Consider the following 15,594-nt stretch of genomic DNA (forward strand, 5'->3'; position numbering starts at 1 on the left):
GGTCAGCGCAGTCGGCGCCGAATCTGGCTCAGACCCACCGCCGCGAGCAGCACGAGTCCGGTCGCGATGGTCTGATAGAAGGACGGCACGTGGGTGAGGGCCATGCCGTTGGAGAGCGCGCCGAGGATCAGTACGCCGAGAACCGTTCCCGGAACGCCGCCCACGCCGCCCGTGAGGGCCGCCCCGCCGAGAATGACGGCGGTGATCGACTGAAGGTTCGTGTTGATGCCGGCCGTGCCCGAGCCGGTCAGCAGCTGACTGGCGAGGACGACACCGGCCAAAGCCGCCAGCATCGAGCAGAGGACGTAGACCGAGGAGGTCACGGAGTTCACCCGGATGCCGGCGAGCCGGGCCGCCTCCACGTTGCCGCCGACGGCGTAGATGCGTCGACCGTATGAGGTGTACGACAGGACGATGTGAACCACGATCGCGAGACCGACGAACAGCCACACCTGGTTGTTCACACCGAACAGGCCTCGTGAGGTCAAGGCACCGACATCGGGGTTGGTAAAGGGGATCTGCAATCCGTTGGAGATGACGAGGGCGAGCCCGCCCACCACGGAAAGGGTTCCGAGGGTGGCGATCAAGGGATTGATGCGAGCCCGGGTGATGAGCAAGCCGTTGACCAGCCCGACAACGCCCCCGGCAGCCAGCACGACGACCAGGGCGGGTACGAGGCCGAGCCCGGCATTCGTCAGGAGCGCGAACAGCACGCCCGCCAGAGGGACGACGCCACTGACGGACAGATCGAAGCCACCCGAGATGAGCGGGAGGACCTGTCCGAGGGAGACGAGCCCGATAACAGCCGAGATCGACAGGATGTTGAGGACGTTCGCGGTGCTGAGAAAGTTCGCACTCATGCTCGCGAACACCCCGACGACCACGACGAGGAACCCCCCCAATACCAGGAGCTGAGACGAGAGGCGGGGGAGCCGTACACGTCTGGTGGGGCGGATGGAGCTCTCGGTCATTGGATACCTCCGGCGGCTTCGAGGGCGCGGGCTTGATCTGCTCGGGTGGGGAACGCGATGTCATCGACGATGCGACCGCGGTGCACGATAAGGAGCCGGTCACACAGGAGGACCGCTTCCTCGATGTCCGAGGTGACCACCAGCTGCGCGGTACCGCCGTCGGCGAGGCCGCGCAGGATGTCGTGGATCTCCTCACGTGCCCCGACGTCGACGCCGCGACTCGGTTCGTGCAGGACGAGAACAGGTGCGTCTGCGAGCAGACGGTTTCCGACCAGCACCTTCTGCTGGTTTCCCCCCGAAAGCTCACCGACGGTCTGGTCGATCGATCGGGCCCGTACCCGCACACGGGTATAGAGATTCTGAGCGACGGCCCTCTCGCGGCGGCGGAGAATCCAGCCCGCACGAGACACGCGGCGCAGGTCGGGCAACGTGAAATTTCGGCGGATCGAGTCGATGAGGACGAGTCCTTGGGACTTCCGATCTGCGGGAACATAGGCGATGCCGGCCCGCCAGCTCTGGCGGGGGTTGCGTAGACGGTTCATCGTGGCGCCGGCCACAGCGATGCGACCGACCGCGTCAGGGTGCAGGCCGCCCAGGGTCTCCGCAAGAGTGTCGGCGCCACTACCGCGGAGCCCGTAAAGTCCGACGATCTCGCCCTCACGCACGACCAGATCAACATCATCGAGAATCGGGGCTTGAGTGCGCCGGAGGCCCCGCACTTCCAGCCGGGGCGGCGCGTCGCTGGGGCAGCGGTCGACCTTCGCCGTCGATGACTGCTCATGGCCGAGCATGTCGGCGATCGCCTGCGAGGGGGTCAGATCCGCGGTGCGACTGGAGCGTACGAGTGCACCGTTGCGCAGGACGTGCACGGTGTCGCACGTTGCGAAAACCTCCTCGAGACGGTGGCTGATGAGGATGACGGCGACCCCGGAGGCCGACAGGCGTCCCAGCAGTTCGTGCAGTCGCGCGCTGTCCTCGGACTCGAGCGCGGCGGTCGGCTCGTCGAGGATCAGGATGCGGGCCTGGCGCGTGACGGCTTTGGCGATTTCGACGAGTTGACGTTGCGCGAGCGAGATGTCGGCCATCGGAGTGTCGAGCGGAAGATCGAAGCCGGCGATGTCGGCGTACTTGCGAGCGGCGCGGATCATCGCCGAGGGCGATGTAAACCCGAAGCGCGACGGTGGTGCACCCAGGCTGATGTTCTCGGCGACGGTCAGCGCCGGCACGTAGACGAGTTCCTGGGGGATGAACGACACCCCCGCGGCCAGCGCATCGCGAGGAACGGTGAACCGTACGCCACGGCCGTCCACGGCGATGCCGCCGTCGTCGGGACGCGTCGACCCGGCGATGATCTTGGCGAGGGTCGACTTGCCCGCGCCGTTCTCGCCGAGCAATGCCGTGCGCTCTCCGGCCGCGAGGGAGAAGGTGATGCCGTCCAGGACGACATTCTCGCCGTACCGCTTTGTCACGCCGTCGACGGACAAAACCGGGGTGGGATCCATCGCGTACCTTCCGGGTCGGTGTTGTCGATAGTGGGTCCAGGTTAGGAAGCGGCGACGGGGTCACCTATGTCCAGTTCGCCAGCGTTGTGGCCGAGCGAGTATGCGGGCGCACACTGCGGCGCCTCGCCATGACCCGCTCAGCGCGACTTCAGGGGGCGTCCGGCTGTGCCCGTCCGTAGCGCGCCCTCTATGACGACCGGCTCCCCGCCGACGATCACGTGACGCACGCCGACTGATGCCTCGATCCTGATCGCACTGGCCCGATCGTTGATGCGATGAGGGTCGAAGACGGTGATGTCCGCGTCGAATCCGGGTGCCACGCGGCCCTTCGTCCGCATCCGCGGTACGAAGGGGGCGAGGATCTCGGCGGGGATCGTCGAGGTGCGCAGGACCGCATCCGGCAGGGACAGTGCGCCGAGGTCGCGCACCAGCCAGCCGAACGTGCGCGCGAACGTTCCGACGCTGCGCGGATGCACGCGCGAACCCTCCGGGAGCGGGCTCCGCCCGGAGAGATAGCGACCGTCGGGGCCGACGATCGGCATGGCATCCGAGGCCACGACTGTTCCCGGCACATCGAAGCTGCGCAGGAGCGTTCTCACGTCGACGGGGTCGTCGCCGTCGAGATAGTCGATCAGACACAGTCCCCCCGGGTCGGTCGCGCGCAAGTGTGCGAGCTCGTCGACGTCACGGACTCGTGTACCCGTCGGAAGGTAGGTGATGGCGGAGGCCTCGATGCCGAGGCGGTCGAGGCGGTCGGGGGCGAGAAAGGCGGCGCCGATCCCCGTACTGGACATCGTGTACGGGTAGGCCTCCGTCGTGATCTGGTTGCCCCGCGATTGCGCCTTCGTCACGGCGCGGGCGACATCGTCGATGCGTCGCAACGAGGTGCTGTTGATGTGACACATGTGCATACGGGCTCCGCTGCCTGCGGCGGCAGCGATCACCTCGAGTGCCCCGTCGACGGATGAGCCCGGTTCCTGATTGGACATCTGACGCGAGTGCGTGAAGACCGCTACTCCGGCCGACTCGGCGAGCTCAGCCACGCGGAAGTACTCCTCACGGCCTGAGGCGGGTGCATAGCCGAGGAGTACCCCGATCCCGATGGCGCCCTGACTCACCGCATCGGCGAGCACACCGATGATCGAGTCCACCTCTGCCCGGGTCGCGATCCGATGCCACGCAGGCAGCCGCTGGTTGCGTTGGAAAACTTCCATGGCGGTGGTCAGCGTGCCGTCCTCAGCGGGGGTGGGAAGAGGGATCCCCGCCATGACATGCATGCGGGCGACGGCCCACGAAGCGGCGAACCCGAAGTTGATCGGGCGACCCTCGGTGACGGCGGCGGCGTACTGCGCCTGCACCGGAAGAGTGCCCGATTCGAGGTCCAGTGCCGTAGTGACGCCGTCGAGCGCCTGGAATCCGAGTCCGATAGGTGTCTGAGCATGACTGTGCAGGTCGATGAACCCGGGTGCGACGACAAGCCCGCGCGCGTCGATCGTGGAGCGTGCCGTCGCGGAGACCTGGCCGACGGCGATGATCCTGCCGTCACGAACGGCGACATCGGCGATGCCGTCCTGCGCGGATCGCGGGTCGACGACGCGCCCCCCGCGGATGACGATATCGGCGGGAGCCGGAGTGTGTGCGGCGTCTTCGGGTGTCATATGTGAGCCTCCACCACAAGGATGCGCAGACACGCTCCTCGGAGCGATGTGCAACCGGCCAGCGTTGGCCGGCGAACACTGTTCAGGCCATGGTGTCGCGCGCGGGAGCACGTCGTCGAGAATGAGGGTTCCGAGCGAAGGAAGAGGTGCCTCATGGGGGCCGCGGAGGACATTCAGGCCGAGATCGCGCGTATCGCTGACGAGTTCAGCGGCGAGATCAGTGTGGCGGCGACCAATCTCCGTACCGGTGAGCACGTGGAGTTCAATTCGCGCGAAGCGTTCCCCGCGTCCAGCGTCATCAAGGTGCCGATCCTCGTGACGCTCTTTCACCGAGCCGAACGGGGTGCGGTGCACCTGGACCGCCGCCTGACGATGCACGAGGAGGACCGCGTGCCCGGCTCCGGGGTCCTGAAGCTGCTGTCGGGCGGTCTGACACTGACGGTCGCCGACGCGGCTGCCCTCATGATCGCCGTGAGCGACAACACGGCCGCGAACCTGGTCATCGATCAGCTCGGCGGGATCGCTGAGGTCAATCGGGCGATGACCGAGCTCGGACTGCACAGCATCCGGTTGAAGAACAGGCTCGATTTCGACGTCATAGGTCGCGACATCGCCCACCTGGGCGTGGCGAGCACGAACGACCTCGACACTCTCGCCCAAGCCATAGCTCACCGGACGGCTTTCTCGCCGGCCGTGTCCGAGGCGTGCGAGAAGCTGCTGTCGCAGCAGCAGTATCTCGACCAGGTGCTGCGGTACGTGAGCGTGGCACCGTATGCGGAGGAGCTTCGCATCGTTCAGCCCGTGGTATCGGCCAGCAAGACCGGGTTCTACCCCGGGGTACGTAATGACATGGGCATCGTCCGGTTCCGTGGCACGGGGTTCACGTACGCTGCCTGCACGCGGGGGTCGGACGATACGCTCTTCGCGCCCGAGGACGAGGGCGAAGTCACCAACGGACGCATCGGCCACCTGCTCCTGCGGCACTGGTGGCCTGAGGACGCCGGTCCGGCCCCCGTCGCGGATTCCCCGTATTTGCGGCGCGGAGGCGGCTCGATGAGGTCGTCGACATGAGCGCGTCTGCGGGGGTGCCGCTCAACAAGGTGCTCGGCGAGCTGGGGACGACCGTGGTTGAACTGGCGCTCGGACGTGTACAGCCGACCTCGACGGTGTCGTCGGTGACGATCTTCGATCCGTTGGATCCCTCGCTGATCATCCCCGGTTCCCTCGTGCTCGGGGTGGGTGTCGCGGGTGGCGAACCCACGCTCGAGCTCGTGCGCCAGCTGGCGGAGCGCAGAGCGGCAGCCCTCGTCCTGCGCGAGCCGGTATCCGTGGACCGCGATGCGGCCGCCGTCCTCGATAGTGCGGGGGTCCCGGTCATCGGTCTCGTGCGCGGCGTGCCGTGGAATCAGATCGCCGCGGCCGCGACATTGGCGATCTCGCGCCAAGCGATCGACGGCTTCGGCGACGACACGGACATCATCGGCGAAGCGACCGATCTGCGCTCGCTCGCCAACTCCGTCGCGGCCCTCCTCGATGCCGCGGTGACCATCGAGGACGTCAACTCCCGCATCGTGGCGTTCTCCTCCGGCGAGCAGAAGACCGATAAATCGCGACGGGCGGCGGTACTCGGACAGCGGGTGCCGGAGTCCTCCCAGCAGCGTCTGCGTGACGCGGGGATCTTCCACCGCGTCTACGCCGAGCCGCTTCCGATCTTCATCAAGCCGGGAGACGTCTACGAGCGCGGCCGAGCCGTCGTTCGGGTGACCGCGGGAGATTCTCTGCTGGGGTCCATCTGGGCGGTGGTGGACGAGCCGCTCGACGCGAGCCGTCAGCGCGTGATGGTGGAGGCTGCGAGGATCGTCGCCGTCCAGATGCTGCGGGAGCGAGTCGAGGCGGATGCGTCACGTCGGCATCGACGGCGCCAGCTCGCGGCCCTCCTGAACGGCGGTGACCAGGCGCGGAGCGCGGCGACCGAGCTGGGCCTGCGCTCGCGAAAGTACATCGTCTTCGGCGTCTCCTCGGTAGACGGAGGAACCGACGACCCGGCCGACATCGTGCGAATGGAGCGCATCAGCCGGACATTCGAACTGCACCTCGTGACCTACCACCCGCACAGCCTCGCCGGTTCGGTCGGCGACATCGTCTACGGCATCCTGCCGGTGGACGAGGAGCACGGGGCCGAGGGGGCGTACCTCTCGGCGGTGGGCACGGCGTTCGTCGCTCAGCGTGCAACCCGCCTTCCGGTTCGGCTGGGAATCGGTGAATCCGTTCGCGACATCGGCGATCTGCACCGCTCCAAGGCTGGTGCCGATCGCGTGCTGCGGGTCATCGGGCTTCGTGAGCGGGGTGCGTACCGCATCGACGAGGTGCGACACGACGTCATGCTCGCCGAGATGAAGGATCGGTGGACGGACGAGCAGAGCTCTCTTCTGCACCAGGTCGATCAGCTCACGGATTGGGACGCCGTCCACGGGACGCAGCTGCTGCTCACCCTCGACCGATATCTCGAGAACTTCGGCGACGTGCGTGCGGGAGCAGAGGAACTCATCGTGCACCCGAACACCTTCCGACTGCGGCTCCGCCGCATCCAGGAACTCCTCGGCGTCGACCTGGACAACCCCGATGACCGCTTCAATCTCATGCTCCAGCTCCGATTGCGGCGACTGTGATGGCATCCTCATCCGGTCAACGGCCGGAGGCGACGATCACCGCCGGCAGTGGTGCGGAGCGTTGGGTCGATGTGGACCTCGACGCGATCGCCGACAACGTCGCCGCGGTCGCGCGGTGGGTGGCACCTGCAGCGGTCATGGCGGTGGTCAAGGCGGACGCTTACGGGCACGGCGACGTGCAGGTGGCCCGCGCGGCCCTGCGAGCGGGTGCTGACACGCTGGGGGTCGCCCACGTCGAGGAAGCGTTGAAGCTCCGACGCGCCGGCATCGGCGCGCCGGTCCTGGCATGGCTCCACACGCCGCGCACCGACATGACGGGAGCCGTGAGAGCCGCTGTCGACCTCGGCGTCTCCTCCTTGGCGGAGTTGCACTCGGTGGCCCGCGCGGTCGAGACGGCGGGCGGCCGCGCAGGAGTGCACCTCAAGGTCGACACGGGGCTCGGACGCAACGGAGCCTCGCCCGCCGACCTGGACGAGATCCTCGGTTGGGCCGCGGCCTACGAGGCGCAAGGGCGCATCGAGGTGAAGGGGATGATGTCGCACCTTTCGGCCGCGGAGGATCCCGAGCAGGACGAGAGGACGCGTGCGCAGGCACGGACGTTCGTTGCGACGGTCGAGCTCGCCCGTCGCCACGGCATCCGGCCGCACCGTCGGCATATCGCCAACACGGCAGCGGCCCTTCGTCACCGCGAGCTGCACTTCGACATGGTCCGGCTGGGGCTGGGCACCTACGGGCTGTCTCCCCTGGGGGTGAACGCGCGCGAGCCCATCGACCTGCGTCCCGCCCTTTCGGTCTCGACCGTCCTTTCGAGCGTGCGCGTCCTTCCCGCTGGCCACGGGATCTCCTACGGCGCACAGTTCGTGACATCGAGACCGACCCGAATCGGGCTCGTCCCGCTCGGGTACGGAGACGGTTTGCCTCAAACAGCCGACGGCATGAGCGTTCTCATCGGCGGGGCCACCTTCCCCGTGCGGGGGAGGATCGCCATGGATCAGCTGGTCGTGGACCTCGGGCCTGCGGAATCAGCCGTCCCGGTCGAGGTCGGTGACACCGTCACGGTGCTCGGGGGTTCTCGGGGACAGTCCGCAGCGCGATGGGCGCAGGCAGCGGCCACCATCCCGTACGAGGTCGTCACGGGACTGTCGGTACGCGGTCCTCGCCTCCACTCCCACCTGCCCGCCCCCGACCCCGCGGAGTGAGGGCAGCTCAGCCGGTGTTCTGCAGACCGGCGGCCACGCCGCTGACCGACAGCAACAGCAGGCGCTGGTGCTCGGGATCGGTCTTGGGGGCGTCGGCGGGTGCGTCGCGCAGAGCCCGCAGGGCCCGCAGCTGCAGAAGCGACAGGGCGTCGACGTACGGGCTGCGCATCTTGACCGCGCGCTGCAGCACGGGCTTGTTGCCCAGCAGCCCGCCACCGGTGATCCGCTCGACCCACGAGCGGGTCAGGAGCATCTCGTCCATCACGAGGCCGGCGAGGTCGTCGCGGTCGCCGAGAGCGAGGTACCGACGCGCGATGCGCTCGTCGGCCTTCGCCAGGCTCATCGCGACGTTGTCGATCATCGTCCGGAACAGCGGCCACTGCTCGTACGCCTCGCGCAGGCGCTGCTCGTCACCGACGGCATCCAGCGCCGTTCCGAGGCCGAACCACCCGGCGAGGTTGATGCGGGCCTGGGTCCACGAGAACACCCACGGAATCGCGCGGAGGTCTTCGAGCGACTCGACCGACAGGCCGCGGCGCGCCGGGCGCGAGCCGAGCGCGAGGTGCCCGAGCTCTTCCATCGGGGTGACGGTGGCGAACCACGGCGCGAAGCCGGGGGCCTTCACCAGGGCGAAGAACCGTTCGCGTGACGCGACGTCCATCGTGGCGGCGACGTCGGCGAACGCTTCGGCCGCCCCGCGGTTGCGGCGTTCGATCGAGGGGGAGGATGCCGTGAGCACCGCGGCCGCGACCTGATCGATGTGGCGCATCGCGATGTCCGGGTCGCCGTAGCGGGCGAAGATGACCTCGCCCTGTTCGGTGAGCTTGAACCGGCCGTCGACCGAGTGCGGCGGCTGCGCGAGGATCGCGGAGTTCGCCGGACCGCCGCCGCGCCCGAGGGCGCCGCCGCGGCCGTGGAAGAGGGTCAGCTCGATGCCCTCGGCCTCGGCCCACGTCGAGATCAACGCCTGGGCCTCGTACAGCGCGAGGTTCGCGGCGACGGGGCCGACGTCCTTCGACGAGTCGGAGTAGCCGAGCATCACTTCGAGGCGGCGACCCGTGGCATCCAGTCGACGGACGAAAGCGGGGTGCGAGACGATCTCGGCGAGGATGCCGGGAGCGGCCTGCAGGTCGGCGAAGGTCTCGAACAGCGGGATGACGTCGAGCACCGGCGGCTGCTCGCCCGGGCCCATCGCGTACGACGCGAGCTCGTGCACGGCGGCCAGGTCGTCGGCGGACTGCGTGAACGACACGATGTACCGGCCGGCGGCGCGCGGCCCGAAACGCTCCTGCACGTAGGCGATCGAGCGGAAGACCTCGAGCACTTCTTCGGTCTGCTCGCTGCGCTCGCCGCCGGCGCGGAGCTCGGCGAGGACCTTCGCGTGCACGGCCGAGTGCTGGCGCACCTCGAGCTCGGTCAAGTGGAAGCCGTACGTCTCGACCTGCCAGACGAGGCGCTGGAGCGAACCGTAGGCCTGGCGTGCGGCGCCGGCCGCGACGAGGGAGTCCTGCACCGTGCGCAGATCGGCGAGCAGGTGCTCGGGATCGCGGTAGGCGAGGTCGGCGTTGCGCGTGCGCGTCGCGGCGATCTTGCGGGCCAGGAGCAGCAGGATGCGGCGGTGCGGCTCGTCGGGGGAGCGCTCGGCGATCTCGGCCGCGGCGTCTTCGTCGGCGGCGCGGAGGCGGTGCCACAGCGCAACGAGCGCGTCGCTCGGCGGGGTGGTCTCGGCATCCAGCGTCAGTCCGCGACCCACGCGCTGCGTCGTGCGCTCGAGGCCGATCAGCACGTGCTCGCTCGCGATCGCGGCGGCCTTGCGGGTGACGGATGCCGTGACGAAGGGGTTGCCGTCGCGGTCACCACCGACCCAGGAGCCGACGCGCACGAAGGGCTTCACGATCGGCGCGCGGGCACCGGCGTTCTCGCCCTGCAGGATATCGTCGATGCGGCGGTACACCCGTGGGACGGCGGTGTAGAGCGTCTCGTCGAAGACGGCCATGACCGAGCGCACCTCGTCGACCGGTGACGGCTTCTCGCGGCGGAGGGGCGCGGTGCGCCACAGCGTGTCGATCTCCTCGAGCATGCGGCGCTCGGTGCGCCGGGTCTCGGTGTCGTTCTCGCCGGCGTCGTCGTGCTCGGCGAGCAGCTCGGACAGCCGGCGGATGCTCGTGGAGATCGCGCGGCGGCGGGCCTCGGTGGGGTGCGCGGTGAAGACCGGGTGGAACCGCAGCGCCTGCAGACGCGCCAGCGCGCCCTCCTCGCCGATCTCGCTCGACAGGCGCTCGAAGGCCGTCGCGATCGTGTCGGGGGTGCCGCCGCGCGACGGACGGTCGCCGCGCTCGCGGAGCACGCGCACACGCTGGTGCTCCTCGACGAGGTTGACGAGGTGGAAGTACGCCGTGAAGGCGCGCGCCACTTCGTCGGCGCGGGCGATCGAGAAGCCGTCGGCGATCGCCGCAGCCCGCTCGAACGCCTCGGGCGTCTCGTCGGTGTAGGCCTGGATCGTCGCCGTCCGCAGTTTCTCGACGTCGTCGTAGAGGCCGGGGGAGCCGCTCTCGCGAAGCACGCGGCCCAGGAGCGAGCCGAGCAGACGCACGTCGGCGCGCATCTGTTCGGGGAGTTCTTGGCCTGCTTCGAAGCGGCCCACGAGGTCGATGGCCTCGGTCGGGGTCAGTTCACGCACACGCCCCAGAGTAGTTGCGTCACGTTGCGGCCATGTCACGCGGGCCGTTCCGTGCCGTTCCGGCGGTCACAACGCAGGAGATTCTCCGGGCTCTGGCGAGGGATGCCGCAGGATTTCGGGCCGTTCGTGCGTCAGCATCCCGCATTCTCCTGCGTTGTGTCCCCGTATCGGGCGGCACAACTCCGGCTGCCCGAGCGCGGTCGAGCGCTCCGGGCGCCGGCGCCCCGGATCTGCAGGAGTTGTGCCTGCCGCGGGACCGCGCGGCACGGGGGCGGGGCATACTCGGGGCAGCGGCTCCGACCGTGCCGCAGGAGGAGGGACCGTGAGCGACGACGCGCTGCGCGAGGCCGCCGAGACGATGCGCGCGGTGCGGGAACGCTGCGCCTGGACGCAGACGATCGACCATCGAGACCTCGTGCCGTACCTCGTCGAGGAGAGCGCCGAGGTGATCGACGCGGTCGAGTCCGGGACGCGCGCGGACCTCCGCGAGGAACTCGGCGACCTGCTCTGGCAAGTGCTGTTCCACGCCGAGATCGCCGCCGGCGACCCCGACGAACCGTTCGACATCGACGACGTGGCCCGCGGCCTCACCGAGAAGATGGTGCGCCGGCATCCGCACGTCTTCGGTGACGCCGTGGCATCCACTCCCGAAGAGGTGCTGGTGCACTGGAACGCGGCGAAGGCCGCCGAGAAGCGCGAGCGCACGAGTGTGCTCGACGGCGTCAGCGACCACATGCCTTCGCTCGCCCTGGCGCAGAAGGTGCTCGGCAAGGCGGCGCAGGTCGGGGTGACCGCGGGCCGCGCGCCCCTGGCGCCCACGACGGAGTCCGAGCTCGGCGACGCGCTGCTCGCCCTCGTGCAGCTCGCCCGCGAGCAGGGGTGGGATGCCGACCGCGCGCTGCGCTCCCGTCTCCGCCACCTGTCCGCCGAGGTGCGGGCGTCTGAGGCGCGCCAGATCACGTGATCTGGCCGAGGTCACGCCTTGCGACGCGCCATAACGGGTGCTGTCGGCGAGTTCACGTGATCTGGCGCCCCACCCGCCCGGACGGACGCGGCGCTCGAGGACTGGAACAATGGGAGCGTGGCATCCGTGAACCCGCCGCGCGGCATGCGCGACTTCCTCCCCGCTGACAAGGCCCGACGCGAGCGCGTGCTCGCCGTGATCCGCGAGCGTTACCGCGCGCACGGCTTCGACGAGATCGAGACCCCCGTCGTCGAGGAGTACGCGCGTCTGCACGCCGGGATCGGCGGCGACAACGAGAAGCTGTCGTTCAGCGTCCTCAGGCGCGGACTGGATGCCGAGGCGATCCGCGCCGCGGCCGAGGACCCGGCGGCGCTCGCCGACCTGGGTTTGCGCTACGACCTCACGGTTCCGCTCGCCCGGTTCTACGCCACCCACCGCGCGTCGCTGCCCTCGGTGTTCCGCGCGATCCAGATCGCACCGGTGTGGCGCGCCGAGCGCCCGCAGAAGGGGCGCTACCGCCAGTTCGTGCAGTGCGACATCGACATCATCGGCGACGCCACCGCGCGTGCCGAGGCCGAGCTCATGACGGCGAGCCTCGACGTGCTCGACGCCCTGGGACTCGAGGGCGGCACGATCCGCGTCAACGACCGTCGCGCGCTGGACGCGATGCTCGACGTCTTCGGGTTCGCCCCCGACGAGCGCCCGGGCGTGCTCATCACGATCGACAAGCTCGACAAGATCGGCGCCTCCGGCGTCGTGGCCGAGCTGCGGGGGCGTGGCGCCTCGGCGCCCGCGGTCGACGCTTTCGCCGCGTACCTCGACCGGCCGCACTCCGACGCCGCGGGGTTCGACGCCGTCGGTATCCGTGCGGCCCTGCCCGACGGCATCCCGGACGAGATCGTCGACCACCTCGTCGCGCTCGGTGAGACGGTCGCGGCCGCGCGCGGCGGCGACGTCCCCCTGCGGTTCGACCCGTTCCTCGTCCGCGGTATGGGGTACTACACCGGCACGATCTTCGAACTCGCCCACCCGAGCGTCGACTACTCGCTGGGTGGCGGCGGGCGCTACGACGGCATGATCGGCCGCTTCCTCGGCCAGGACGTGCCGGCGGTCGGTTTCTCGATCGGCTTCGAGCGCATCGTCGACCTGCTCCCGGATGCCGAGAGCGCGGGCGACCACGCCGTGGTGCTGGTCCACGACCGCGATGTCCCCCTCGTCGACCTGGTGAGTCTGAAGACGGTGCTCGTGGGCGAAGGACGTCGGGTGCGACTGGAGCAGCGCACCAAGAACCTCAAGGCGCTGCTGGAGCGCGCCAACGCAGACGGATACACCGCCTTCGCGACGGTCGGGAGCGCGACCACGCGCGAGAGTCTCGAGATCAAGCCGCTCGGCTGACCCGACGCAGCCCCGCGGGCGGGCGTCGCGCCCTCACGCCACCGCGCTGATGAGCGCTTGCTCGGGATGCTCGGCCGCGAGTCGTTCCAGGCGCGCCGCCGTCCCGGCATCCCGCGGGGCGAACCACACGACGCGAGACCCCAGGCCCTCGTCGACCCACACGCTCGACATCTCCAGGTGGAGTTCGCCGACGCGGGCGCTGACGAGGTGCTTGACGGCGTGCGGCTCGCCGCCGACGTCACCGCGGCTCCACAGCTCCGCAAAGCGCGGCGAGGCGGCTTCGAGGTCGGCGATGAACCGCTGCCACGCCGGTTCGTCGTGGTGTCGCCCGTACGCCGAGCGCAGTCGCGCGGCCATGCGCCGCTGCGCATGATCGAGGTCGACGTGCGAGCGCTGCCAGGTCTCGTCGGTGAACAGCAGCACGGCGCAGTTCCGACGCGCGGTCGGCATCTCGTCGAGGTCGTCGAAGAGGTAGCGGTACGCCCGGTTGTAGGCGCGGATCTCGAAACGCGAGGTCTGCAGCGCCGCGGGGTAGGGGAGGAGCTTCTCGAGCAGATCGAGGTGGGGTGTCTCGACGCAGGCCCGCGCCGCGCGTTCGGGTCGGGGGAGGTCGGCGAGGGCGAACAGGTGGTCGCGCTCGTCATCGGTGAGTCGGAGGGCGCGGGCGATCGCGGCGATGACCTGGACGGATGCCGCGATCGGGCGGCCCTGCTCGAGCCACGTGTACCAGGTCAGACCCACACCGGCGAGCTGCGCGACTTCTTCGCGGCGCAGTCCCGCGACGCGGCGACGTGCACCGTCCGGAAGTCCCACGTCGGACGGCTGCAGTCGCGCTCGTCGACTGCGCAGGAACGCGGCGAACTCCGCGCGCGTCTCGTCGGATCGGGTCATGACGTCTCCTTCCGCCGCGAGCCTAGGCTTCGGCGTGCTCTCCGGAGGGGCTCAGGGTGTTGCTCCGACTACCAGGATCAGGAGACTCCTGGTACCAGGATGGGGCACCCTCCATGCTGGCACCATGACGACCTCCGCACACCCCGCCAGCGGCACCCTGCCCGTCCCCACGGTCCCGGGCGTCGAGGCGGTCCCGACGTGGCGCTACGTCGGGTTCCTGCTCGGCCCCGGCGTCGGCACGTTCGCCTTCAACGCGGTCACCGTCATCCTGCCCACACTGCGCGACCGCTTCGGCGCGGACGATGTCTCGCTCGAACTCGTCATCGCGGGTTACGGCATCCCGTTCGCCGTCCTGCTCATCCTCGGCGGACGTCTGGGCGATCGTTTCGGCCGCCACCGTCTGTACACCGTCGGCATGGGGCTGTTCCTCGTCTCCGCCGTGGCCTGCGCGCTCGCGCCGTCCGTGTCGACCCTCATCGCCGCGCGCGTCGTCCAGGGCGTGGGAGCCGCGCTGTGCACCCCGCAGGTCCTCGCGACGATCCAGGCGACCTCGGGTGGCGCCGCCCGCACACGCGCCATCGCGGCCTTCGGCGCGAGCGGCGGCATCGGATCCGCCGTCGGCCAGGTCGCGGGCGGCGCGCTCGCCGCGACGAGCTTCGGCGTGGTGGACGGCTGGCGCGCGGTGTTCGTCGTCGTGGCGCTGGTGGCCGCGGGGGCGATCGCGCTGGCGCCCCTCGCGCCGCGGAGTCGGTCGCACGAGCACGTGGCGATCGACCTCGTCGGCACGGCCGCGCTGGGCATCGGCATCCTGGCCGCGTCCGTCGCGCTGACCTTCGGCCCGGCGTGGGGCTGGTCGTGGCCGGTGTACGTCGTGCTGCTCGTCGCCGCGGTCGCGTTCGTGGCGATGTGGCGGCATCAGGATGCCGTGGAGCGCAGCGGTCGCGTGCCGCTGCTGCCCCCGAGCGTTCTGCGTCTGCGCCCGCTGCAGCTCGGGCTGCTGTCGGCGGCGCTGTTCTTCGCCGGATACTCGGCGCTCCTCTACGTCTTCCCGCGCGCGGTGGAGGCGGGCGGCATGACGTCGCTGCAGGCGGGCCTGGCGCTGCTGCCGTTCGCCGTGGTGTTCGCGGTCGTTTCGCTCACGGTCGCGCGCGTGCAGGCGCGGCTCGGTGACGCGACCCTCGCGTGGGGCGTCGCTCTGCAGCTCGTCGCGCTGCTGGCGATGACGGCGACGGTGGTTCTCGCGTGGGGATCCGACATCGGGCTGTGGCTGCAGCCGGCGCTCGTGCTCCTCGGTGCGGGGCAGGCGCTCATCTTCTCGCCGCTGACGCAGCTCGTCGTGCGCGAGGTTCCGGTGCGAGCCGCGGGGCTGTCGGGCGGCATGTTCAGCACGGCCCAGCAGATCGCGCTCTCGTTCGGCGTCATCGTGATCGGCGGGGTCGTGTCGTTCACGCACGTCGAGGGCCGCGACGAACTGCTCGCCGGCCTCGCGCTCGACATCGTCCTCGCGGTCGCGGTGCTCGTGCTCGCGCTCGTGCTGCGGGCGCGGGGCCGGCGGCGCGTGGAGGTCTGAGCCGGGCGCGGGCCCTGAGCCCGACGCCTGAGCCCCCCCGCGGCCCTGCCCACCGCACGGACGTCACCCGCCGTTCACCCCGCCGCGATGGAATG

General features: G+C 69.9%; 11 protein-coding genes. 6 read left to right on the forward strand and 5 right to left on the reverse strand.

All coding sequences use genetic code 11. From position 1 onward, the window contains the following. Positions 1–2 precede the first annotated feature (2 nt). From FE256_RS03135 to FE256_RS03145, 3 genes are all read right to left on the reverse strand, one after another. Positions 3–971, reverse strand: a complete 969-nt coding sequence (locus tag FE256_RS03135; RefSeq protein ID WP_138172778.1) for an ABC transporter permease — start codon at positions 969–971, stop codon at positions 3–5. Beyond that, positions 968–2,473, reverse strand: a complete 1,506-nt coding sequence (locus FE256_RS03140; RefSeq protein WP_138172779.1) for a sugar ABC transporter ATP-binding protein — start codon at positions 2,471–2,473, stop codon at positions 968–970. The genes FE256_RS03135 and FE256_RS03140 overlap by 4 nt, the downstream gene beginning before the upstream one ends. Positions 2,474–2,610: 137 nt before the next feature. Then, positions 2,611–4,131 carry an amidohydrolase family protein gene (locus tag FE256_RS03145; protein ID WP_138172780.1) on the reverse strand — a complete coding sequence of 507 codons (1,521 nt, stop codon included), beginning with the start codon at positions 4,129–4,131 and terminating at the stop codon, positions 2,611–2,613. Between the two features lie 153 nt (positions 4,132–4,284). Between FE256_RS03145 and FE256_RS03150 the strand changes: the two genes are divergently transcribed. Genes FE256_RS03150 through alr form a run of 3 tightly spaced genes read left to right on the forward strand, consistent with a single transcriptional unit; the run spans position 4,285 to position 7,999 of the window. After that, a complete protein-coding gene (locus FE256_RS03150) occupies positions 4,285–5,202 on the forward strand; it encodes a serine hydrolase (RefSeq protein ID WP_171024163.1) in 918 nt (305 codons plus the stop codon). Further along, positions 5,199–6,800, forward strand: a complete 1,602-nt coding sequence (locus FE256_RS03155; RefSeq protein WP_138172782.1) for a helix-turn-helix domain-containing protein — start codon at positions 5,199–5,201, stop codon at positions 6,798–6,800. The genes FE256_RS03150 and FE256_RS03155 overlap by 4 nt, the downstream gene beginning before the upstream one ends. Further along, complete coding sequence (gene alr / locus FE256_RS03160) at positions 6,800–7,999, forward strand: alanine racemase (RefSeq protein ID WP_138172783.1); 1,200 nt, start codon at positions 6,800–6,802, stop codon at positions 7,997–7,999. Before FE256_RS03155 ends, alr begins: the two co-directional genes overlap by 1 nt. Before the next feature lie 7 nt (positions 8,000–8,006). On the opposite strand, the gene FE256_RS03165 is transcribed toward alr, so the two are convergent. Then, complete coding sequence (locus FE256_RS03165) at positions 8,007–10,679, reverse strand: phosphoenolpyruvate carboxylase (RefSeq protein ID WP_138172784.1); 2,673 nt, start codon at positions 10,677–10,679, stop codon at positions 8,007–8,009. A 358-nt stretch (positions 10,680–11,037) separates the two neighbouring features. Between FE256_RS03165 and FE256_RS03170 the strand changes: the two genes are divergently transcribed. Together FE256_RS03170 and hisS are read left to right on the forward strand one after the other, a co-directional pair. Next, on the forward strand, positions 11,038–11,643 hold the full coding sequence (locus FE256_RS03170) for a nucleoside triphosphate pyrophosphohydrolase (protein WP_138172802.1): 606 nt from the start codon (positions 11,038–11,040) through the stop codon (positions 11,641–11,643). Between the two features lie 144 nt (positions 11,644–11,787). Next, positions 11,788–13,038 carry a histidine--tRNA ligase gene (hisS, locus tag FE256_RS03175; RefSeq protein WP_212743464.1) on the forward strand — a complete coding sequence of 417 codons (1,251 nt, stop codon included), beginning with the start codon at positions 11,788–11,790 and terminating at the stop codon, positions 13,036–13,038. Between the two features lie 33 nt (positions 13,039–13,071). Here the strand turns inward: hisS and FE256_RS03180 are convergent, their stop codons facing one another. Next, positions 13,072–13,929 (reverse strand): helix-turn-helix transcriptional regulator, encoded by an 858-nt coding sequence (locus FE256_RS03180; protein ID WP_138172786.1) that lies wholly within the window; start codon positions 13,927–13,929, stop codon positions 13,072–13,074. A gap of 124 nt (positions 13,930–14,053) precedes the next feature. Here FE256_RS03180 and FE256_RS03185 point away from each other — a divergent pair, with 124 nt between their 5' ends. Further along, positions 14,054–15,499 (forward strand): MFS transporter, encoded by a 1,446-nt coding sequence (locus FE256_RS03185; RefSeq protein WP_138172787.1) that lies wholly within the window; start codon positions 14,054–14,056, stop codon positions 15,497–15,499. The last annotated feature ends 95 nt before the right edge of the window (positions 15,500–15,594 follow it).

Source organism: Microbacterium sp. 5K110 (assembly GCF_005774735.1).
In the GTDB taxonomy this organism is placed as follows: domain Bacteria; phylum Actinomycetota; class Actinomycetes; order Actinomycetales; family Microbacteriaceae; genus Microbacterium.